17 protein-coding genes are annotated in these 21,288 nt (G+C 31.3%); 14 read left to right on the top strand and 3 right to left on the bottom strand.

Features of this window, described 5'->3' with window-relative positions; translation table 11 throughout:
* Positions 1 to 79 precede the first annotated feature (79 nt).
* From folC to nuoN, 14 genes are all read left to right on the top strand, one after another.
* Positions 80 to 1,381, top strand: a complete 1,302-nt coding sequence (gene folC, locus Bsayi582_RS02540) for a bifunctional tetrahydrofolate synthase/dihydrofolate synthase (RefSeq protein WP_500815657.1) — start codon at positions 80 to 82, stop codon at positions 1,379 to 1,381.
* Between the two features lie 700 nt (positions 1,382 to 2,081).
* Positions 2,082 to 2,390: an NADH-quinone oxidoreductase subunit A gene (gene ndhC, locus Bsayi582_RS02535; protein ID WP_500815656.1), complete on the top strand. Its 309-nt coding sequence runs from the start codon at positions 2,082 to 2,084 to the stop codon at positions 2,388 to 2,390.
* 76 nt (positions 2,391 to 2,466) lie between these two features.
* Complete coding sequence (locus tag Bsayi582_RS02530) at positions 2,467 to 3,147, top strand: NuoB/complex I 20 kDa subunit family protein (RefSeq protein WP_500815655.1); 681 nt, start codon at positions 2,467 to 2,469, stop codon at positions 3,145 to 3,147.
* Positions 3,148 to 3,239: 92 nt separating this feature from the next.
* Positions 3,240 to 5,015 (top strand): NADH-quinone oxidoreductase subunit C/D, encoded by a 1,776-nt coding sequence (gene nuoC / locus Bsayi582_RS02525; RefSeq protein WP_500815654.1) that lies wholly within the window; start codon positions 3,240 to 3,242, stop codon positions 5,013 to 5,015.
* Between the two features lie 61 nt (positions 5,016 to 5,076).
* Positions 5,077 to 5,574, top strand: coding sequence for an NADH-quinone oxidoreductase subunit NuoE (gene nuoE, locus Bsayi582_RS02520; RefSeq protein ID WP_500816106.1), 498 nt, complete (start codon positions 5,077 to 5,079; stop codon positions 5,572 to 5,574).
* The gene (nuoF, locus tag Bsayi582_RS02515; protein ID WP_500815653.1) at positions 5,571 to 6,902 is read left to right on the top strand and encodes an NADH-quinone oxidoreductase subunit NuoF; all 1,332 of its coding nucleotides are present in this window, start codon (positions 5,571 to 5,573) and stop codon (positions 6,900 to 6,902) included. Before nuoE ends, nuoF begins: the two co-directional genes overlap by 4 nt.
* A 121-nt stretch (positions 6,903 to 7,023) precedes the next feature.
* Positions 7,024 to 9,801, top strand: a complete 2,778-nt coding sequence (nuoG, locus tag Bsayi582_RS02510) for an NADH-quinone oxidoreductase subunit NuoG (RefSeq protein WP_500816105.1) — start codon at positions 7,024 to 7,026, stop codon at positions 9,799 to 9,801.
* The gene (nuoH, locus tag Bsayi582_RS02505) at positions 9,801 to 10,769 is read left to right on the top strand and encodes an NADH-quinone oxidoreductase subunit NuoH (protein ID WP_500816104.1); all 969 of its coding nucleotides are present in this window, start codon (positions 9,801 to 9,803) and stop codon (positions 10,767 to 10,769) included. Before nuoG ends, nuoH begins: the two co-directional genes overlap by 1 nt.
* A 27-nt stretch (positions 10,770 to 10,796) precedes the next feature.
* Entirely contained in the window at positions 10,797 to 11,342 is a 546-nt protein-coding gene (gene nuoI / locus Bsayi582_RS02500; protein ID WP_500815652.1) for an NADH-quinone oxidoreductase subunit NuoI, read from the top strand.
* Positions 11,343 to 11,379: 37 nt separating this feature from the next.
* Positions 11,380 to 11,940, top strand: coding sequence for an NADH-quinone oxidoreductase subunit J (gene nuoJ / locus Bsayi582_RS02495; protein WP_500815651.1), 561 nt, complete (start codon positions 11,380 to 11,382; stop codon positions 11,938 to 11,940).
* Entirely contained in the window at positions 11,937 to 12,239 is a 303-nt protein-coding gene (gene nuoK, locus Bsayi582_RS02490) for an NADH-quinone oxidoreductase subunit NuoK (protein ID WP_500815650.1), read from the top strand. Before nuoJ ends, nuoK begins: the two co-directional genes overlap by 4 nt.
* Positions 12,236 to 14,125, top strand: coding sequence for an NADH-quinone oxidoreductase subunit L (gene nuoL, locus Bsayi582_RS02485; RefSeq protein ID WP_500815649.1), 1,890 nt, complete (start codon positions 12,236 to 12,238; stop codon positions 14,123 to 14,125). The genes nuoK and nuoL overlap by 4 nt, the downstream gene beginning before the upstream one ends.
* An 84-nt stretch (positions 14,126 to 14,209) precedes the next feature.
* On the top strand, positions 14,210 to 15,751 hold the full coding sequence (nuoM, locus tag Bsayi582_RS02480; protein WP_500815648.1) for an NADH-quinone oxidoreductase subunit M: 1,542 nt from the start codon (positions 14,210 to 14,212) through the stop codon (positions 15,749 to 15,751).
* Between the two features lie 37 nt (positions 15,752 to 15,788).
* A complete protein-coding gene (gene nuoN, locus Bsayi582_RS02475; protein WP_500815647.1) occupies positions 15,789 to 17,288 on the top strand; it encodes an NADH-quinone oxidoreductase subunit NuoN in 1,500 nt (499 codons plus the stop codon).
* A gap of 61 nt (positions 17,289 to 17,349) precedes the next feature.
* Here nuoN and yfaE read toward each other — a convergent pair whose 3' ends face one another.
* From yfaE to nrdA, 3 genes are all read right to left on the bottom strand, one after another.
* Entirely contained in the window at positions 17,350 to 17,628 is a 279-nt protein-coding gene (gene yfaE, locus Bsayi582_RS02470; protein ID WP_500815646.1) for a class I ribonucleotide reductase maintenance protein YfaE, read from the bottom strand.
* Complete coding sequence (nrdB, locus tag Bsayi582_RS02465) at positions 17,612 to 18,742, bottom strand: class Ia ribonucleoside-diphosphate reductase subunit beta (RefSeq protein ID WP_500815645.1); 1,131 nt, start codon at positions 18,740 to 18,742, stop codon at positions 17,612 to 17,614. Before nrdB ends, yfaE begins: the two co-directional genes overlap by 17 nt.
* A 61-nt stretch (positions 18,743 to 18,803) precedes the next feature.
* Positions 18,804 to 21,092: a class 1a ribonucleoside-diphosphate reductase subunit alpha gene (nrdA, locus tag Bsayi582_RS02460; RefSeq protein ID WP_500815644.1), complete on the bottom strand. Its 2,289-nt coding sequence runs from the start codon at positions 21,090 to 21,092 to the stop codon at positions 18,804 to 18,806.
* Positions 21,093 to 21,288 lie beyond the last annotated feature (196 nt).

Raw genomic sequence — 21,288 nt, 5'->3', positions numbered from 1 at the left:
TATTGTTTTTGGTAAGTATTTGCTTTATTTATTAAAATTGTATTTATATATTTAATATATAATTGAAGTATAATAAGATATGAATAAGATTTTATCTGTTCCTACTACGCAATCATCGTTATCAGAATGGTTGTATTATATTAAACATTTAAATCAAATATCTATTGATCTAAATCTTGATAGAGTACGAGAGATAGCTATTAATTTGGATCTAATACATCCTGCAGCATATGTTATATTGGTGGGTGGTACGAATGGTAAGGGTACCACATGTTGTGTGTTAGAATCTATTTTATTAAATGATAATAATACAGTTGGTTTATATACTTCACCTCATTTACTTAAGTATAATGAGCGGATTCGTGTTTGTGGAAAAGAATTACCGGATAGAGTGCATATTGAGGCTATGTCTGTTATAGACAATGTTCGTAATTATATTGCATTAACTTATTTTGAATTTATTACTCTGTCTGCTTTGTATATATTTAAACAAGCGAAATTAGATGTAGTGATTCTTGAAGTTGGATTAGGTGGCCGATTGGATGCTACAAATATTGTAGATTCTGATATTTCTGTCATTACTAATATTGCAATAGATCATACTGATTTTTTAGGTGTGAGCCGTGATATGATTGCGCAAGAAAAGTCGGGTATTTTTCGTTGTAATAAATTAGCAGTAATTGGTGAAAGTAGTTATCCAATAATTATAGATAAAATAGCGGAACGTTGTGGAACAATATTGTTTGTACGTGGTCGCGATTGGAATTTTAGTGTTTATGAAGATAAATGGTTATGGAGGAAGCACTCTAATTATGGCAGTTTGTCTCTGTATGATTTACCGTTACCTATAATTCCATTGGAAAATGCTGCTACTGCATTGAGTGTGTTGCATTGTTTACCTTTTTCTGTTACTCGATCAGCTATATGTTATGGATTACGAGTCGCTACTTTGCCAGGGCGTTTTCAAAGAGTATCTAATAGACCACTTGTAATATTAGATGTAGGACATAATCCTCATGCTGCTGGGTTTTTAGCTAAGCAATTAGCTACGATTTTTACAGAAAGAGTAGGTAGTATACGAGCAGTGCTAGGAATGCTAAAAAATAAGGATATTCAAGGTACTATACGTTGCTTGAGTCATTTAGTTCATATTTGGTACTGTTCTAATTTAAATACGCCGCGTTCTGCGAGTTCTGTAGAGTTATCTTTTGCTTGTCTCATGAATAATACTAATAATGTTAATAATGTTTGGCAATTCGATAATATATTGGATGCTTGGAATAAAGCTATATCAGATGCTACGTGTAGTGATTGTGTTTTGGTATTTGGATCGTTTTATGCGATAGAACCAATTATGAGAAAGATAATCAATGATCATTAATATAATTTTTGTTGATATACGTAACAGTAAGTATAAGTATAATGATATATTAGTGATTGTTTTTGATGATTTGTATGAATTTTTTGTAAAGGAAATAAAGAAATTAAAAGAATGTTTTAGTAAGTGTTAAATATTGTAATTATAGTGAGATATAAATCGTATGTATTTAATAGATATAAATGGATACATATTAATAACAAAAAATTTAAAAGATTTATTTTATATAATTTCGTAGTTATATTTTTAAAAAAGTATAGCAACTTTATAAGTATTAGAATAATAGGTGATATTCATTTTTTAATTAATTTCATTAAATTCGGTGATTATGACAGGATAAGACTTTTGTTATAAAACTAAATTTTTTCATAGAATTGTATTATAAGTATCAATGGATTGGTTATTTGTAGCGATACAATTCATTTTTTTGTATTATAAAATATTTATAATTCTATATATAGAGAATTTATATATTTTTATTTTAATGTATTTTAAAAAAAAGTATCAAAATAATAGATATAAATATATTTTTATCTTAAATTTCAAAGAAAATAATAATAGAGCGCGTGTATTTTGTGTTAGTGGTTAGATTATGTAGTTTAATGTTAATTTGAGTATTTTATAACAAAAGAAGGTGAATAATTTGTATAATATTCATTATTGCGGTCTAATAGTGTTTATAGTTGGTGTTTTATTTTTATGTATGTTTATGTTGTTTTGTGGATGTTTTTTTGGAGGACGTTCTAATTCGCGCTTTAAGAATACACCATTTGAATCAGGAGTGGATTCTGTAGGGGATGCTAGAATAAGATTTTCTATTAAATTTTATTTAATTGCAATGGCTTTTGTAATTTTTGATGTGGAGGGGATATATGTATATATTTGGGCTATATCTATGCGAGACGTAGGTTGGATAGGTTTTTTTGAAATTTTTATTTTTATTTTTGTATTGTTAGTAGGCTTAATATATTTAATAAGAATTGGCGTATTAAATTGGTCAAAACATCATTGAAACAATGTTTCATTGTAAAAATTATTTTAATTTATATATTTCGAGATTTTAAAAAAAAGTGATAAAAGGAATAGATATGAAATATACTTTAACAACAGCTCGCGTAGACAATGATGAAAATGATCAATATCCTCTTCAAGAAAAAAAGGTTGTGTCAGATCCTTTAGAAAAGAATGTTCAACGAAATGTTTGGTTTGGAAAATTAAATGTAATATTACATAAAATTGTTAATTGGGGGCGAAGTAACTCTTTATGGCCTTATAATTTTGGATTATCTTGTTGTTATGTCGAAATGGCTACTGCATTTACTGCAGTACATGATGTAGCTCGATTTGGATCAGAAGTGTTGCGCGCCTCTCCTCGTCAAGCAGATTTTATGGTAATAGCAGGTACTCCGTTTATTAAAATGGTCCCAGTAATACAACGGTTATATGATCAAATGTTAGAACCTAAATGGGTGATTTCTATGGGAGCTTGTGCTAATTCTGGTGGTATGTATGATATTTATTCGGTGGTTCAAGGAGTAGATAAATTTCTGCCGGTAGATATCTATATTCCTGGATGCCCACCTAGACCTGAAGCATATATTCAAGCGTTATTGTTATTGAAGAAATCCATTAATGAGGAGCGACGTCCATTATCTTGGGTATTAGGAGAGCAAGGAATATATCGTAAAAATATGCAATCAGAGCGTCAACGTAAAAGTAAGACTCGTATTTCGGAAACTGTTTTATTTTCTCCAGATAAAGTGTTGTGACGTACATCTAAAATAAGAAACATGATGAGTTGTAATGAGAAAGTGTAAGACTGTGTTATTTTTATGATTATAATTGTTAGTTGGTAGGTATTATGTGTAATAAATCTACGGAGGGGTTGGTTAAAAATAAAAATCCGATATTAAAGGATTTATTTTGTGCCTTCAGTTCTAGTGTTTTTGTATTACAATCTTCTCATACTGGAACTTTAATAATTTGGATACAACGTGAAAAACTTATTCCAGTATTAAAGTTTTTAAAAACAACATCAAAACCTTATATTATGTTGTATGATTTGCATGGTATAGATGAAAGATTACGTGTGAATCGATCAGGATTACCAAAATCAGATTTTACAGTATTTTATCATTTAATTTCTATATCACGTAATGATGATATAATTATAAAGGTCCCCTTGCTGGAAAAATCTTTATTTGTTCCCACAATAGTATCTGTATTTGTAAATGCGAATTGGTATGAGCGAGAAACTTGGGAGATGTTTGGTATACATTTTGATAATCATCCTAATTTGACACGTATTCTGATGCCTAAGAGTTGGAATGGGCATCCATTACGAAAAGAATACCCAGCTCGGGCTACTGAATTTTATCCTTTTACTTTGACTAAACAAAAAGAAGATTTAGCAATGGAGGATTTATTATTTAAACCAGAAGAATGGGGGATGCGGAGACATACAAAACATGAAAAGTTTATGTTTCTTAATTTAGGACCTAATCACCCATCAGTGCATGGAGTGTTTCGTATTATTTTGCAATTAAGTGGAGAAGAAATTGTAGATTGTGTTCCGGATATTGGTTACCATCATCGAGGCGCTGAAAAGATGGGGGAAAGACAGTCTTGGCATAGTTATATTCCTTATACTGATCGTATTGAATATTTGGGGGGATGTATAAATGAAATGCCTTATATATTGGCTGTTGAAAAACTTGCTGGAATTATCGTACCAGACAAAGTAAAAGTTATTCGTGTTATGTTATCTGAATTATTTAGGATAAATAGTCATTTATTGTATATTAGTACTTATTTACAAGATGTAGGAGCTATGACTCCAGTGTTTTTAGCGTTTACTGATAGGCAGAAAATTTATGATGTTATTGAAGCAATTACTGGATCTCGTATGCATCCGGCATGGTTTCGTATTGGAGGAGTCGCTAGTGATTTGCCTAAAGGTTGGGATTATTTGTTGAGAAAGTGTTTAGATTGGATACCAGGTCGTATTTCTTTTTATGTAAAATCAGTATTAAAAAATAGTATATTAAAAAACCGCGCTTGTGGTGTTGGCGCTTATAATGTTAAAGATGCATTAGATTGGGGTGTGACTGGAACTGGATTACGTGCTACTGGTGTTGCATTTGATGTACGTAGGTCTCGTCCTTATTCTGGTTATGAAAATTTTGATTTTGAGATACCAATAGGAAATGGAATTAGTGATTCTTATAATCGAGTAATGTTAAAAGTAGAAGAAGTGTATCAAAGTGTGCGTATTTTAGAACAATGTTTACAGAATATGCCAATAGGATCATTTAAAGCAGATCATCCTTTAACCACTCCTCCTATAAAAGAATACGTTTTACAGCATATTGAAACTCTTGTCACTCATTTTCTTCAAGTGTCTTGGGGTCCCGTTCTTCCGGCTAATGAGTCTTTTCAAATGATTGAAGCTACCAAAGGAATTAATAGTTATTATTTAATCAGCGATGGAAATACTATGAGTTATCGTACACGTATTCGTACTCCTAGTTTTCCTCATTTACAGCAAATTCCGTATGTTATTCGTGGTAGTTTAATATCAGATTTAATTGTATATTTAGGTAGTATTGATTTTGTTATGTCTGACGTAGATCGTTGATACATGAGTCAGGTGGAGGAGTAGTTATATGTGTAAAATTAAAACTGATGTTGATAACAATATGCCTATTGATTTAAGTGATAACGATGTTTTTAGTTTAAGTCGAGAAGAATCTAATGCTATCCGAAAAGAATGCGCGCATTATGAAGATATACGTGCTGTTTCTATCGAGTCATTAAAAATTATTCAAGAAAGCCGTGGATGGGTGTCAGACCGGGCGATTACATTGATCGCTAAAATATTAAATATTTCTGTTGCTGATGTAGAGGGATTGGCGACATTTTATAATCAAATTTTTCGTCAGCCAGTAGGCCGCCACATAATTCGGTATTGTGATAGTATAGTATGTTATCTTGTTGGGTGCAAAGAAATTCACAAAACTTTGATACATACATTAAATATTACATTAGGTAATACAACTCCAGATAATCGTTTCACTTTGTTACCTACTTGTTGTTTGGGTGCTTGCAATAAAGCTCCAGTTATGATGATCAATAAAGATATTTATGTTAGTGTAGCTCCAGAAATGATTCAAAAATTCTTAGGACGTTATTTATGAATAATATTTGTAGTTCTAATCCAGAGAATAACCCGCTTACGTGGAGAATGCGTTGCGACGGAAATCCAGTATGGTTAAGTGAATATCAATCTAAAAATGGATATGTAGCTATGCATAAAGCGATAACTCGAATGTCTCCAGAAGAGATTATTGAATTAGTTAAACATTCCGGTTTGAGAGGTCGTGGTGGGGGAGGATTTTTTACTGGAGTAAAATGGTCTATGATGTCTCAAAATAAGTTGAGTGGTTTTCGTTATTTGGTGTGTAATGCAGATGAAATGGAACCGGGGACTTATAAAGACAGATTTTTGATGGAACGATTACCTCATTTATTGCTAGAAGGTATATTGATTGCGAGTTATGCTCTAGGAGTGTCACGAGCGTATATTTTTTTACGATATGAATATATGGTTGCGGCTGAATATTTGACTCGTGCTATTAATGAAATCAAATCGATTGGATTAATAGGGAAAAATATTTTGGGTAGTGGATTTGATTTGGAAGTTTTTTTGCATACAGGAGCTGGAAGATATATTTGTGGGGAAGAAACAGCACTGATTAATGCTTTAGAAGGGCGCCGAGCAGTACCACGTGCTAAACCACCATTTCCTAGTCATGTAGGATTATGGGGTAAACCTACATGTATTAATAATGTTGAAACATTATGTAATATTCCAGGAATTATTGAACATGGAGTAACTTGGTATAGGGGTATTTCTTCTGAAAAAAGTAATGATTCAGGTACAAAATTGATGGGTTGTTCTGGGAGAGTAAAAAATCCAGGAATTTGGGAATTACCTTTCGGTATTACTGCTAGAGAAATTTTAGAAGATTATGCGAAAGGTATGTGTATTGGTTTTGTTTTAAAAGCCTGGCAACCTGGAGGTGTAAGTACAGATTTTTTAACACAAGATCATTTGGATACACCTATGGATTTTAATAATATTGTTGAATCCGGAAGTCGATTTGGTACTGGGATGGTGATTGTAGTAGATCATACTGTAAATATGGTTTCTGTATTACGTAATATAGAAGAGTTTTTTTCGCGAGAATCTTGTGGTTGGTGTACCCCATGTAGGGATGGTTTACCATGGATCGTAAAATTATTAATTTCTTTAGAAAATAAAGATGGGAGATTTGGAGATATAGAAGTATTAGAGAGATTGTGTCGTTCGCTTGGACCTGGCAGAACTTTTTGTGCTCATGCTCCAGGTGCTATAGCGCCTTTAAGAAGTGCTTTAAAGTATTTTCGAAATGAATTTGAATTAGGTATTGCTAAATTTTGTAAACGAGAAGAAACTAGAATTAGTTGCATACAAATTAGTTAATATTTTATAAATAAAATGAATTGGTTGTACAAACAATCGTATTGTTGAGCGTTATATATTGAGTATTTCTTGAGAGAATTTTAAGGTAATAAATAAAGAAATAAATTGGAATATTAAAATGATGGTTTCTATTTACATAGAAGGAAATAAGTACACAGTAGAAGATTCAAGAAATGTATTGGACGTGTGTTTGTCTTTTGGATTTGACATTCCTTATTTTTGTTGGCATCCGGCTTTAGGTAGTATTGGATCTTGTAGACAGTGTGCAGTCAAACAATATCGTAATGGTAGTAATATGCACGACGATACTGCAGGTAATTTAGTGATGTCTTGCATGACACCAGTATCAGATGGTGATTTTATTGTTGTTTCTGATGATGAAATAGAAGAATTTAGAAAGACTGTATTAGAGTTATTGATGATTAATCATCCTCATGATTGTCCGGTATGCGAAGAAGGAGGGCATTGTCATCTTCAGGATATGACAGTAATGGTTGGTCAAACGTATCGTCGTTATAGATTTACTAAACGTACTCATTATAATCAATATTTGGGGCCGTTTATTGCTCATGAAATGAATAGATGTATTACTTGTTATCGTTGTGTACGATATTATAATGATTACGCTGATGGTAATGATTTAGGTGTTTTTGGAGTACATGATAATGTTTATTTTGGACGAGTTAAAGATGGGATGTTGCAGAGTGAGTTTTCTGGTAATTTAATAGAAATATGCCCCACCGGTGTTTTTACTGATAAAACTCAGTCACAAAATTATGCTCGTAAGTGGGATATGATTTTTGCGCCTAGTATTTGTCACCAGTGTAGTATCGGGTGTAATATTATTTTAGGTGAGCGTTACGGAAAGTTGTGTCAGGTTGAAAATCGTTATAATGGTAATATTAATGGTTATTTTTTATGTGACCGTGGTCGATTTGGTTGTGATTATATCAATCTTAGTAATAGACCTAAGAATCCGTTACGAAGAAATGATGATGATAATAGTTGGGTTTCTATTGATGCAAAGACAGCAATACAAGAAGCTTCTAGAGCATTGAAATACAATTGTAATAAGATTATTGGTATCGGATCTCCTCGGGCTAGTATTGAAAGTAATTTTGCTTTGAGAAATTTGGTAGGACCAGATAATTTTTATACCGGAGTTAATAGTCTTGAACAAGAGCGATTATCATTAATATTTAAGATACTATGCAATAGTGGAATTTATGTTCCTTCGCTACGTGAAATAGAGAGTTATGATGCGATTTTAATATTAGGAGAAGATTTAACTCAAACTGGAGCTCGGGTAGCGCTGTCAGTACGTCAAGCTGCTAAAGGGAAGGCGCGTAAACAATCAAAATCTCAAGGAATTTTTGATTGGCAGTCTGCAGCTGTTATAAATAGTTCTCAGAGTGTTAGGCATCCTATTTTGATAACTGGTATTGATAGAACAAAATTAGATGATATTGCTGTATTAACATATTATGATTCGGTACAAAATCAAGCTCGGTTTGGTTTTGCCATTGCTCATGCTTTAGACAATAGCGCTCCTGAAGTAAAGGATTTTGATCATAAACTGAGTGATAAATTAGATATAGCCGTTCAAAGATTAACAGAAGCACGTAAGCCATTGATTATTTCTGGAAGTAATGCAGGTAGTAAGGAATTGATTGCTGCAGCAGCAAATATTGCTCGTGCTTTGAAAAATCGCGGTAGTGAGGTTGGTATTACTTTTATAGTAAGCGACGTAAATAGTATGGGTTTAGTAATGTTAGATAATAAAAGTCTTGATGATGCTCTTGTAAATATTTGTTGTGATAATAGTAGTAGTAATCTTTCTGTTGGTTTAATTGTATTGGAAAATGACTTGTACCGTCATGCGAGAGCTACTCAAATTGATGCGGCTTTGAATAAAGTAAATTATTTAATTATATTGGATCATCAATATAATTTATTACAAAAGAAAGCAAATTTGATCTTATCAGCGTCTAGTTTTGTTGAAAGTAATGGAACAGTAGTTAATTATGAGGGACGTGCGCAAAGATTTTTTTGTTTATATAAGTTAGAAAATTATGAGAGAAACGCAATAATTTTAGAAAGTTGGAAGTGGTTGTATTTGATACGTGATGCTTATTTAAATTATACTAGAGGAGAATCTATATGCCTTGATCATGTTATAGATGCTATTATTGATTGTTTTCCAGAATTAATTGGGATTAAGCAAGCATCACCAGATGCGTCTTTTCGTGTGCATGGACAGAAATTAGCCCGTGCTCCACATCGTTACAGTGGACGAACAGCGATACATGCTAATGTTAATATACATGAACCTTATATATCACAGGATGATGATACGATGTTCGATTTTTCTATGGAAGGCAGTCATGATGTGCAATCTCCGCATAAACAGGTAGCATTTGCCTGGGCGCCAGGATGGAATTCTATACAAGCTTGGAATAAATTTCAAGATAAAGTAGGTGGACATTTACGTTCTGGAGATCCAGGAATACGTTTGTTGTGTATTGATAATAATAAATTAAAATTGAATTGGTTTAACACAATACCTGAATCTTTTAAGATTATTAAAAGTATTAATAAGTGGTTGATAGCGCCTTATTGGCATTTATTTGGAAGTGATGAAACTTCTCAGCAATCTAAATGTATTCAAAATTGTATGCCGAATTCTTATGTTATGCTTAACAAATGCGATGCATATCAACTGGAAGTAAAGGAAGATATGTTGTTGAGATTTACATGTGCTGATCAAATTTTGTGTTTACCTATAAAATTTAGTACTAATCTTCCTGTAGGTCATATTGGATTACCTGTAGGGTTTCCAAATATTCCTGTATTTTTATCTGGTATGTACGCTCAAGATGTTCAAGGGGTACTATTGTGATTTCTTGTTTTTCGGGAAGTACAGAACATTGTATTTGTATTATCATACGTGCAGTGGTTGTTTTGTTAACAGTAGTAGCTTGTGGAGCGTATATGAGTTTTTTGGAACGTAGGTTATTGGCATTGTTTCAAAATCGTTATGGTCCTAATCGGGTAGGTTGGAATGGTTCTTTGCAATTATTAGCTGATTTAATTAAAATTGCATTTAAAGAAGATTGGATTCCTCCATTTTCTGATCGTGTTATATTTGTTTTAGCTCCAGTGATAGCTTTCATCATATCATTAATAAATATATTAATTATTCCTTTTACTCCTACATGGGTGATATGGGATTCTGATATTGGTGTTTTATTTTTTATTATGATATCAGGTTTAACAGTTTATTCGGTATTACTTGCGGGTTGGGCAAGTAATAATAAATATGCTTTAATTGGAGCTGTTCGCGCTGTAGCTCAAACACTTAGTTATGAAATATTTTTAGGATTATCTATAATGGGTGTGGTTGTTAAATCTGGGTCGTTTAATTTAAAAAATATAATTGAAGATCAATTATATTTGTGGAATGTGATACCTCAATTTTTAGGGTTTGTTACTTTTTTTTTAGCAGGCATGGCTTTGTGTCATAGACATCCGTTTGACCAACCAGAATCAGAACAAGAGTTATCTGATGGTTATCATGTTGAATATTCGGGTATGAAATTTAGTTTATTTTTTATTTCTGAATATATTAATATGATTGTAGTTTCATCATTAGTTGTAATATTATTTTTTGGGGGTTGGCATGGACCGTGGTTTCCTCCTTTTGTGTGGTTTGTTTGTAAAACTTTTTTGTTTTTAGTATTATTTGTATTAATACGTGCGGCGTTACCGCGTCCGCGTTATGATCAAATTATGTTGATAGGTTGGAAATTTTTTTTGCCTGTTACGTTGTTTAATTTATTGGGTACAGCTGTTGTTATTTTAATGTAATTATTAGATTAGGTTAAGCGCTCTATTATGATAAAGTTAAAAATTTTTTTTATAGGTATTGCATCTATACTACGTAGTATCTGGATGATAGGATTGCAAATATTTAGTAAACGTGAAACACAAATGTATCCTGATGTTTCATGTGCCTTATCGCCTAGGTATCGTGGTCGTATTGTATTGACTCGAGATTCATCAGGTCAAGAGCGTTGTGTGGCATGTAATTTGTGTGCTGTAGTTTGTCCGGTAGGGTGTATTTCTTTAAAGAAAGGAGAATCTGATGATGGACGATGGTATCCAGAGTTTTTTAGGATTAATTTTTCTAGGTGTATTTTTTGCGGTATGTGTGAAGAGGCTTGTCCGACTGCGGCTATTCAGTTAACTTCTGATTTTGAAATGAGTGACTTTAAAAGGAGTGATTTGGTATATGAGAAATCTGATTTATTAATATCAGGTCCCGGAAAATATATGGAATATGATTTTTATAAATTTTCTGGTAAAGAAGTTTTGGATAAAAGGAAAGGAGATGCAAAAAATGAAGTAAAACCCATAAATATAAAAAATATATTACCTTGATTTTTATAATTAAAGCTGAAGAATGGAGAAATGTTTGATGGTATTATTCTATATTTCTGGAACTATAGCAATATTATCTACAGTTTTTTCTATATTGCATCATCATCCGGTACGTGCTTTATTATATTTAATAATTTCGTTTTTATCTATATCATGTAGTTTTTTTTGTTTAGGAGCATCTTTTGCTGGTGCTTCAGAAATTATTGTTTATGCTGGTGCTATTATGATTTTATTTATATTCGTAGTAATGATGATGAATACAAAAACTATTATGTCTATTAGCAGCGTTCAACAAGAGAATATATTTTTAAATCCTATATTGTGTTGTGGTGTTATTTTATTGGTAAGTGTCTTATCTATTATTTTACTGTATGTTTCTTTTGAATCAAAAGATCATTTTATAATAGATATCAATAAATCAGCAATTAATTCTAGACAGGTCGGCATTACATTATTTGGGCCATACATATTAGTAGTGGAATTAGCATCATTTTTATTGTTAAGCGCATTAATTTCTGTATTTCATTTAGCTCAAGAGCGTAAGTTATTTGATGCTGGTCGTGTTGTTTCTGATCAATCTCAAGAACACAAAATATGATTCCTTTATCACATGGTTTGAGTTTATCTATAATTTTATTTATATTAGGATTAATAGGTGTAATCATCAGACGTGATTTGTTATTTATTTTATTGGGATTGGAAATTATGATTAACGCTGCTGCTTCAGCGTTTGTAATAGTAGGGTCTTATTGGGTCCAATCCGATGGACAGATCATGTATATATTAGTAGTTACTTTAGCTGCTTCTGAGTCTGCGATTTCTTTAGCATTGTTGTTTCAATTGTATCGTCGTTATTGCACATTGAATATTAATAATATTAGCGAGATGCGTGAATGAATTTGCTTGTTTTGGCTATATTTTTCCCATTCTTAGGGTTTGTTACATTAGCTATGTCTCAAGGGAAATGGACGGAAAATAATTCTGCTATAATAGGAGTAGGTTCAGTAGGTATTTCAGTATTAGTTACTATTTATGTAGTATTTGATTGTTATTATAGCTTTAATAATCTTGCTACTTTCGTATTTATTCAAGAACTTTGGACATGGTTTTCTATTAATACTTTATGCATTACTGTAGCGCTTAGATTAGATGGATTATCTGCAATAATGTTGTTGGTTGTTATTGGAGTTGGATTTATTATTCATTTATATGCTGCTTGGTATATGAGAGGGTGTGAAGGGTATTCTCGTTTTTTTGCTTATACTAATTTGTTTATGGCAAATATGATCCTTTTGGTTTTATCGGACAATTTATTATTAATGTATTTTGGGTGGGAAGGCGTAGGTTTATGTAGTTACTTATTAATTGGATTTTATTTTTTTGATACTAAGAATGGATTTGCTGCTTTAAAAGCGTTTATTATAACTCGTTTTGGGGATATATGTTTAATATATGCATTGTTTATGATCTATAATCAATACCATACTTTAAGTTTTAGCGAATTGCTAATATTAGATTTAAAAAGTTCGTCTTTTTATGCATCTGATAATATCAAATGGATATCTTTTATGTTACTTATTGGAGCGATAGGTAAATCGGCTCAATTACCTTTGCAGACTTGGCTAATCAGTGCTATGGTTGGTCCAACTCCAGTATCAGCATTGATTCATGCAGCCACTATGGTAACTTCTGGCGTATATTTAATAGTTCGTATGAATAATTTTTTTGTGATGACTCCTAGTGTGCTATATTTGGTTGGTATTATAGGTTCGTTTACTGTCGTATTATTTAGTTGTTCAGCGCTATTACAAAGTAATATTAAAAAAATTTTAGCATATTCTACTATAAGTCAAATAGGATATATGTTTTTAGCGCTTGGAGGAAAACATTGGTATGCAGCTATGTGGCATTTGGTGACACATGCTTTTTTTAAAGCTTTATTGTTTTTAGCTGCTGGTTCATTAATTTATGTTTGTAGAAATGAGCAAAATATTTTAAAAATGGGAGGATTATATAAATCTGTACCTTTAATATATGTTTGTTTTTTAATAGGTGGAGCATCATTATCTGGGGTTCCTATAATTACTGCTGGTGCTTATTCAAAAGAAATGATTATGTTGAAAACTTTATTTAATCATGATTATTTTTTCTTTTTTTCAGGATTGATAGGAATGTTGCTGACTCCTATTTATACGTTTCGTATGATTTTTATTATATTTCATGGTCAGAATAAAATTCAACCACGCGCGTGTAATACAATTATTCAAAATTTTTCTTTAATTATGTTATTGTTGTTATCTACGTTTATTGGGGGGTGGATAAAATTACCTTTATTAGCAGACACTGTTATAGATATGAATATTAATGAAAAGTGTAATTATAGTCGAATATATTTTGAAGTAATATTCGGATTTTTAGTGGTTTTTGGCATATGGCTTGCGTCAGTTTATTGGTTAAATTTTTTACCTGAGGATAACAGAAAAATGGTTCGAGCTCGTGTTGCAGAGAAGATAGAACGATACACAATGTTATTGTGCTATTATGGATGGGGTTTTGATTGGCTATATGGATTAATATTTGTAAGACCATATTTATTTATAACTAGAAAAATATTTTATTCTGATCCAATGAATGTAATTACAGATATTACTGGATCATTATTATCTTGGGTAAGGAGTGGTTTGGTATTTAGCGAAAATGGAAAAATAAGTTGGTATATAGTATCTATGAGTATAGGAGCAGTAATTATATTAACTATTATATTAATTCATGATTGTATGTAGGTTAATGCGGATGTTATTTGTTTATATGTCAAAGTGTACAGAATTTTTGGTTGGTTTATGTTAGAGGGAAAACAATAAAAAAGCATGTTATTACTTATTTTAGTACTTGTTCCGTTTATTTTTGGTTTGTTATGTTGGCAATTAGAACGTATTAGCGTTTGGATACCTCGTTGGATTGCTTTGTGTGGTATGAGTATAACTTTAATTATTGCTTTATTTTTATGGAAAAATGAATGTTATTATAGTATGTCGGATATGCTAAGGGAGAGTGCGTTTCCTCAATGGCAATTAGAATATGTGCATGATTGGATTCCAAGATTTGGAATTTGTTTTCATTTGGCGTTAGATGGATTTTCTTTGTTAATGGTAGTGTTATCTGGTGTTTTAGGATGTATGGCAGTATTGTGTTCTTGGTGTGAAATTCGGAGTAATCAAGGTATTTTTTATTTTAATTTATTATGGATTCTAAGTGGATCAATTGGTGTTTTTTTGTCTGTTGATATGTTTTTGTTTTTCTTTTTCTGGGAAATGATGCTTGTTCCAATGTATTTTTTAATATCCTTGTGGGGGCATGTAGGGGTAAATAGAAGTATTCGTATTAACACTGCTACTAAGTTTTTTGTTTATACTCAATTTAGTGGATTATTTATGTTAATTTCTATTATTACTTTTGTTTCTATAAATTATAATATTAATGGAGTATGGTCTTTTAGTTATGAAGATTTATTAAAAATAAGGTTACCAGTAAATATGGAATACTTTTTGATGCTGGGTTTTTTTTTAGCTTTTGCAGTAAAAATGCCAATTGTTCCGTTTCATACTTGGTTACCGGATGTTCATAGTCACTCTCCCACTGCTGGTTCAGTAGATTTAGTTGGGGTTTTATTGAAAACAGCGGTTTATGGGTTTTTTCGGTTTAGTATTCCATTGTTTCCTTGTGCTTCCAAAAATTTTGCTCCGATTGCTATGTGTTTAGGTATATTGAATATTTTTTATGGAGCTTGTATGGCATTTGCTCAAACTGATGTAAAGCGTTCGATAGCATATATTAGTATATCGCACATGGGATTCATATTAATAGCGATTTTTAGTGGTAATCAATTATCATATCAAGGTGCTGTAATACAAATTCTTTCTTATAGTTTATCTGTTTCTGGAATGTTTATACTTTGTGGTCAGTTGTACGAACGATTATATACCAGAGATATGCGTTTAATGGGTGGGTTATGGGATCGTATAAATTTAATTCCTGCTTTTTCTTTGTGTTTTATGGTAGCGATACTTGGATTACCGGGTACTGGAAATTTCATCGGAGAAGTAACTATTTTACTTGGTAACTTTCAAGTAGCACCTATTATTACAATGATAGCGTGTTTCGGGATAATATTTTCATCAATTTATTCTCTTGTTTTAATGCAACGTATATATTATGGGCCGGTAGTAACTTCAACTCTTGGTAGTGATGTATTATTAAAAAATATGACACTACGAGAAAAATGTATTAATATAATATTATTATCATTTATTTTTGTGCTTGGTTTTTTTCCGCAATGTATTTTAGATACTTCGTATGTAACTATGAAAAACATTTGTATTTGGTTAAAAGAATATAATTGTTCCGTGTGATTATGTAATAACAAACATAATAAAATAGCAATTAATTATGATAATCTCTCATGTACAAATAATTGTATTATTACCTGTGTTAATTATTGGTGTAACAATAATTATTATTATGTTATCTATTGCATATTGTCGTAATTTATTTTTACATACTATATTAACGACACTTGGATTGATTTTAGCGATTGCGTCTCTTAGCGCGGTGTGGCATCAGAGTGATCGAGATGTTTTTCAATTAATGTGTATTGATAATTTTGCTATATTATATATAACATTGATGTTAGTTTCTAGTTTGGCGAGTACTGTATTATCTTATTATTGGTTATTGAGCTATCCAAGTCATCGTGATGAATTTTATTTATTGCTACTTATTTCCAGTATTGGTGGCATTTTATTAGCAACGACAAATCATTTAGTTATATTGTTTTTGGGTATGGAATTAATTTCGTTGCCATTATTTGGGTTAATAGGCTATTCTTTTTTTCAAAAGTTTTCTTTAGAAGCGAGTATTAAATATACTATATTATCTGGAGTATCTTCATCATTTATATTATTTGGGATAGCTCTAGTATATGCTGAAACTGGATGTTTATCTTTTACTAATATTAATAATGCATTACTAAATCTACATAGTGTTACATTGCATGAACCTATGTTAATGATAATGATTGGATTAGGAATGATGATGGTCGGGTTTGGGTTTAAATTATCTTTGGTTCCGTTTCATTTATGGACTTCTGATGTGTATCAGGGCGCGCCGTCTTCAGTGTCATTGTATCTTACAACTACTAATAAAGTAGCCATAATATCAGCATTAATACGATTATTTATGGTATTTCCTGAGCAGTATCATAAAGTATTTTATATATTTTTGTCAGGGGTTGCGTGTTGTTCAATGTTGTTTGGAAATTTAATGGCTATTAAACAAAACAATATTAAAAGGATTTTAGCTTATTCTTCTATTGCGCATACGGGTTATATCTCAATTGGTGTAATAGCAATATTGCAAACTAATCCTATTGCTTTAGAAGCTATTGGAATTTATTTAATAAGCTATTTACTTACCAGCATAGGGGTGTTTGGGATTATTACTATAATGTCCATGTTTTATATGCATAAAGATACAGATGTATTATTTACATATCGCGGTCTTTTTTGGCATCAACCAATGTTATCAGTAGCGTTTAGCATTATAATGTTATCTTTAGCAGGAATACCTATTACGTTAGGTTTTGTTGGCAAATTTTATTTGTTTATTTTAGGAGTTAACAGTCAATTATGGTGGCTTATTATTTTTGTTGTAATGAGTAATGTTATTGGTTTATTTTATTATTTAAGGATTGTGATAAATTTGTATCTCAGTTCTTCAAATTGTTTGAATGTTCTTAATTCTTCTGATGCTTCTTGCAATTGGATGGTTACTCCCAATGGAATAGTAGTAATGATTGTCGTGTTTTTTATATTATTTTTAGGATTATATCCGCAACCTGTTATTGATTTTGTTCATTTAATACATCCAATCAATCGCATCACTTATTAGATGTGTTAAATATTTGAAATAGTTAAAAGTTGCTTTGTATAAAATATATATAAAGAATATTTTATAGTTTTATTGAAATGTTTTCTATAGGTTTACAACAACAAGTTAGAATTTCATTGGAATCAATATAACCTAAAGGTTCTGTATAATACTGTATTTTTCCTGATATTAAGTGAGCTCGACAACTTCCGCAGTAACCCGCTCGACATTGATAATTTAATGATGGTATACGGTGTATTCTCAATGCTTCTAATAAAGAGTAATATTTTCTGCTACCATGTGAAAACTGTATATTAAAATATTTCTTTGAAGAAAGAAATATTTTACAATTGAAAGTCATTAAACTCATTATCATTAATATTAGTGTCTATTTGACCTACTAAATAAGAGCTAATTTCCACCTCTTGTGGAGCTGCTTGCACATTATCTGATGATAACCAAGAATTGATCCAAGGTATTACATTGGATTTAGTTTCAAAAGGCGTTTTTAGTCCGATTGCTTGCATACGCATATTGGTGATATATTCAATATATTGACAAAGTATATCTTGGTTTAAACCAATCATAGAGCCATCTTTAAATAAATATTTGGCCCAGTTTTTTTCTTGCTCTGCAGCTATTAAGAATATTTTGTAACTTTCTTGCTGACATATTTTACTGATTTCAGCCATTTCTGGGTCATCTAATCCAGAGCGCATTAAATTAATTATATGTTGAGTTCCATTCAAATGTAAAGCTTCATCGCGGGCTATAAATCGTATAATTTTTGCATTTCCTTCCATTAACTCGCGTTCAGCAAATGCGAAAGAGCAAGCAAAACTTACATAAAATCGGATAGCCTCCAACACATTAACACTAATTAAGCATAAATACAACTTCTTTTTTAGTTCATATGAGTTTATTGTGATGACTTTATTGTTAATTTGATGAATGCCAGGTCCTAAAATATGATAATAACTGGTTAATTCAATTAAATTATCATAGTATGTTGAAATGTCTGTTGCGCGTTTTAAAATTTCTTCGTTATTTACGATATCATCAAATATTAAAGATGGATTGCTAACAATATTACGAATGATATGAGTATAAGAACGGGAGTGGATAGTTTCAAAAAATGACCAAGTTTCTACCCAAGTTTCTAACTCTGGTATGGAAATTAATGGCAATAGAGCGATGTTGGGACTACGTCCTTGGATAGAGTCTAATAATGTTTGATATTTTAAGTTGCTGATAAAAATATGTTTTTCGTGAGTTGGTAACGATTGATAATCTATTCGGTCTTTAGAAATATCTATTTCTTCTGGACGCCAAAAGAAAGAAAGTTGTTTTTCGATCAGTTTTTCAAAAATTGAATGCTTTTGTTGATCAAATCGAGCAATATTTACTGGTTGTCCTAAAAACATTGGTTCAAGTAATTGATTATTGTTGTTTTGAGAAAAGGTTGTATAAGTCATATTTATTCCTTAATTGCAAAGTGCATATACACGATTTTTTTATAAGTAAAATTTATATTTTTCAAATTGTACAAGCATCACTTGTACAAATATTTGATTGATTATGTGATGGTAGGAGTGTTTTTTGTGTGTCTTGTGCTCCATCACGGGTATTATGATAATATAGTGTTTTAATACCGAGTTTATATGCATATAATAGATCTGAAAGTAGTTGCTTCATGGGTACTTTTGATGCTGGAAAACGAGATGGATCATAATTAGTGTTAGTTGAAATGGATTGATCAATAAATTTTTGCATAATTCCTACTAATTGTAAATATCCTTGATTATTTGGTATTTGCCATAATAATTCATAAGAAGATTCTAATTTAATAAAATCAGGCACTACTTGACGTAAGATCCCATCTTTTGAAGCTTTTATACTGATAAATCCTCTAGGAGGTTCTATTCCATTGGTAGCATTGGAAATTTGTGAAGAAGTTTCTGATGGCATTAATGCAGATAATGTAGAATTTCTTAATCCATATTTTTTAATATTAGCGCGCAAATCTTCCCAATTGTAGTGTAATGGTTCATTAATAAAGAAATTAAGATCTTTTTTATATGTATCAACAGGCAATATTCCTTTTGCATATAAGGTATCATGAAACCATGCACAAGATCCTTTTTCCTTAGCTAAATTGTTGGAAGCTTTCAATAAATAGTACTGAATGGCTTCAAAAGTACGATGTGTTAGTTTATTGGCACTGCCATCTGAATAGCGTACCCCGTGTTTAGCTAAGTAATAAGCATAATTAATTACTCCGATACCTAGGGAGCGTCTTTTTATAGCACTGCGTTGTGCAGCAGGAATAGGATAGTGTTGATAATCTAATAAAGCATCAAGGGCGCGTACTACTAAAGCAGAGAGTTCAGATAAATCATCAAGATTGTCGATATTGCCAAGATTGAAAGCAGATAATGTACATAAAGCAATTTCACCGTTGTAATCATTAATATTGTTTAAAGGTTTTGTTGGTAATGTTATTTCTAAGCATAAATTAGATTGACGGATTGGAGCGATCATGCTGTTAAATGGACTATGAGTATTACAGTGATCTGCATGTTGAATGTAAATTCTTCCAGTAGAAGCTCTTTCTTGCATCATTAAAGAAAATAGCTCTATTGCTTTAATTTTTTGGTGTCTAATATTATGATTATTTTCATATATTTTATATAAGCGTTCAAATTCATTTTGATTAGCAAAAAAAGCTTCATACAGTCCTGGTACGTCAGATGGGCTAAACAGCGTGATGTATTCTCCTTTAATAAGACGTTGGTACATTAGTTTATTGATTTGAACACCGTAATCTAAATGACGTATGCGGTTAGATTCTATTCCTCGATTATTTTTTAAAACAAGTAAATTTTCTATTTCTAAGTGCCAAATAGGATAGAATAATGTAGCGGCTCCACCTCTTACACCTCCTTGAGAACATGACTTTACAGCTGTTTGAAAATGTTTGTAAAATGGGATACATCCGGTATGAAATGCTTCTCCATTGCGTATTGGGCTTCCTAATGCTCTGATACGTCCAGCATTAATACCGATACCAGCGCGTTGTGCAACATATTTTACAATAGCGCTGGATGTTGCATTAATAGAATCAAGGTTATCATCGCATTCAATCAGTACACAAGAACTAAATTGACGTGTTGGTGTGCGTACTCCAGACATAATAGGTGTTGCTAAAGAAATTTTAAAAGTTGAAATTGCATTATAAAATTGTTTAATGTAACTCATGCGAGTTTCTTTAGAATATTTAGAGAATAAACAAGCTGCGATCAACATATATAAAAACTGAGCACTTTCGTAAATTTCTCCGGTCACTCTATTTTGTACTAAGTATTTTCCTTCCAGTTGTTTTATAGCAGCATATGAGAAATTCATATCTCGCCAATGATCGATGAATGTATCCATTTGATTGAATTCTTCCATATTATAATCATCTAATAAATGTTGATCGTATTTACCAATTTTTACCAATCGTAATACATGATTATAAAGTTTTGGTGGTTCAAATTGACCGTAAGCTTTTTTACGTAAATGAAATACTGCTAAGCGTGCTGCTAAATATTGATAGTCAGGTTCTTCTTCGGATATTAAGTCTGCTGCTGCTTTGATGATGGTTTCTTGAATATCAGAAGTTTTTATTCCGTTATAAAATTGTATATGGGAACGTAATTCTACTTGTGAAACGGAAATATTTTCTAAGCCTTTGGCAGCCCAATTAATAACTCGGTGGATTTTATCAAGATTGATAGGTTCGTGTTGACCATTTCGTTTAGTAACTAGTAGAGTGTGGTTCATATAATTTTATATATCCATTGTATTATAGTATAAGAATATTAATCATAGTAATTCGCTATCAAATCAATTGTAGCTCAGATTTATGAAAAAAATGATACATTTGTAATAATATTATAGTTTTTATTGTATAAAAAAATAGTTTTAATTGAATAGAAATTCAAGTAAAGAATGTTTTATTGTTCTTGTGCATTAAGTG

Source organism: Candidatus Blochmannia sayi (nom. nud.), from assembly GCF_059935855.1.
Note: the sequence above shows the minus strand (reverse complement) of the source record. Positions and strands in the feature narration are given on the sequence as shown.

Coding starts and splice junctions, on each gene's coding strand:
- folC (WP_500815657.1), top strand. CDS start 80: ATGAATAAGATTTTATCTGTTCCTACTACGCAATCATCGTTATCAGAA.
- ndhC (WP_500815656.1), top strand. CDS start 2,082: ATGTTTATGTTGTTTTGTGGATGTTTTTTTGGAGGACGTTCTAATTCG.
- Bsayi582_RS02530 (WP_500815655.1), top strand. CDS start 2,467: ATGAAATATACTTTAACAACAGCTCGCGTAGACAATGATGAAAATGAT.
- nuoC (WP_500815654.1), top strand. CDS start 3,240: ATGTGTAATAAATCTACGGAGGGGTTGGTTAAAAATAAAAATCCGATA.
- nuoE (WP_500816106.1), top strand. CDS start 5,077: ATGCCTATTGATTTAAGTGATAACGATGTTTTTAGTTTAAGTCGAGAA.
- nuoF (WP_500815653.1), top strand. CDS start 5,571: ATGAATAATATTTGTAGTTCTAATCCAGAGAATAACCCGCTTACGTGG.
- nuoG (WP_500816105.1), top strand. CDS start 7,024: ATGGTTTCTATTTACATAGAAGGAAATAAGTACACAGTAGAAGATTCA.
- nuoI (WP_500815652.1), top strand. CDS start 10,797: ATGATAAAGTTAAAAATTTTTTTTATAGGTATTGCATCTATACTACGT.
- nuoJ (WP_500815651.1), top strand. CDS start 11,380: ATGGTATTATTCTATATTTCTGGAACTATAGCAATATTATCTACAGTT.
- nuoK (WP_500815650.1), top strand. CDS start 11,937: ATGATTCCTTTATCACATGGTTTGAGTTTATCTATAATTTTATTTATA.
- nuoL (WP_500815649.1), top strand. CDS start 12,236: ATGAATTTGCTTGTTTTGGCTATATTTTTCCCATTCTTAGGGTTTGTT.
- nuoM (WP_500815648.1), top strand. CDS start 14,210: ATGTTATTACTTATTTTAGTACTTGTTCCGTTTATTTTTGGTTTGTTA.
- nuoN (WP_500815647.1), top strand. CDS start 15,789: ATGATAATCTCTCATGTACAAATAATTGTATTATTACCTGTGTTAATT.
- yfaE (WP_500815646.1), bottom strand. CDS start 17,628: ATGACTTTCAATTGTAAAATATTTCTTTCTTCAAAGAAATATTTTAAT.
- nrdB (WP_500815645.1), bottom strand. CDS start 18,742: ATGACTTATACAACCTTTTCTCAAAACAACAATAATCAATTACTTGAA.
- nrdA (WP_500815644.1), bottom strand. CDS start 21,092: ATGAACCACACTCTACTAGTTACTAAACGAAATGGTCAACACGAACCT.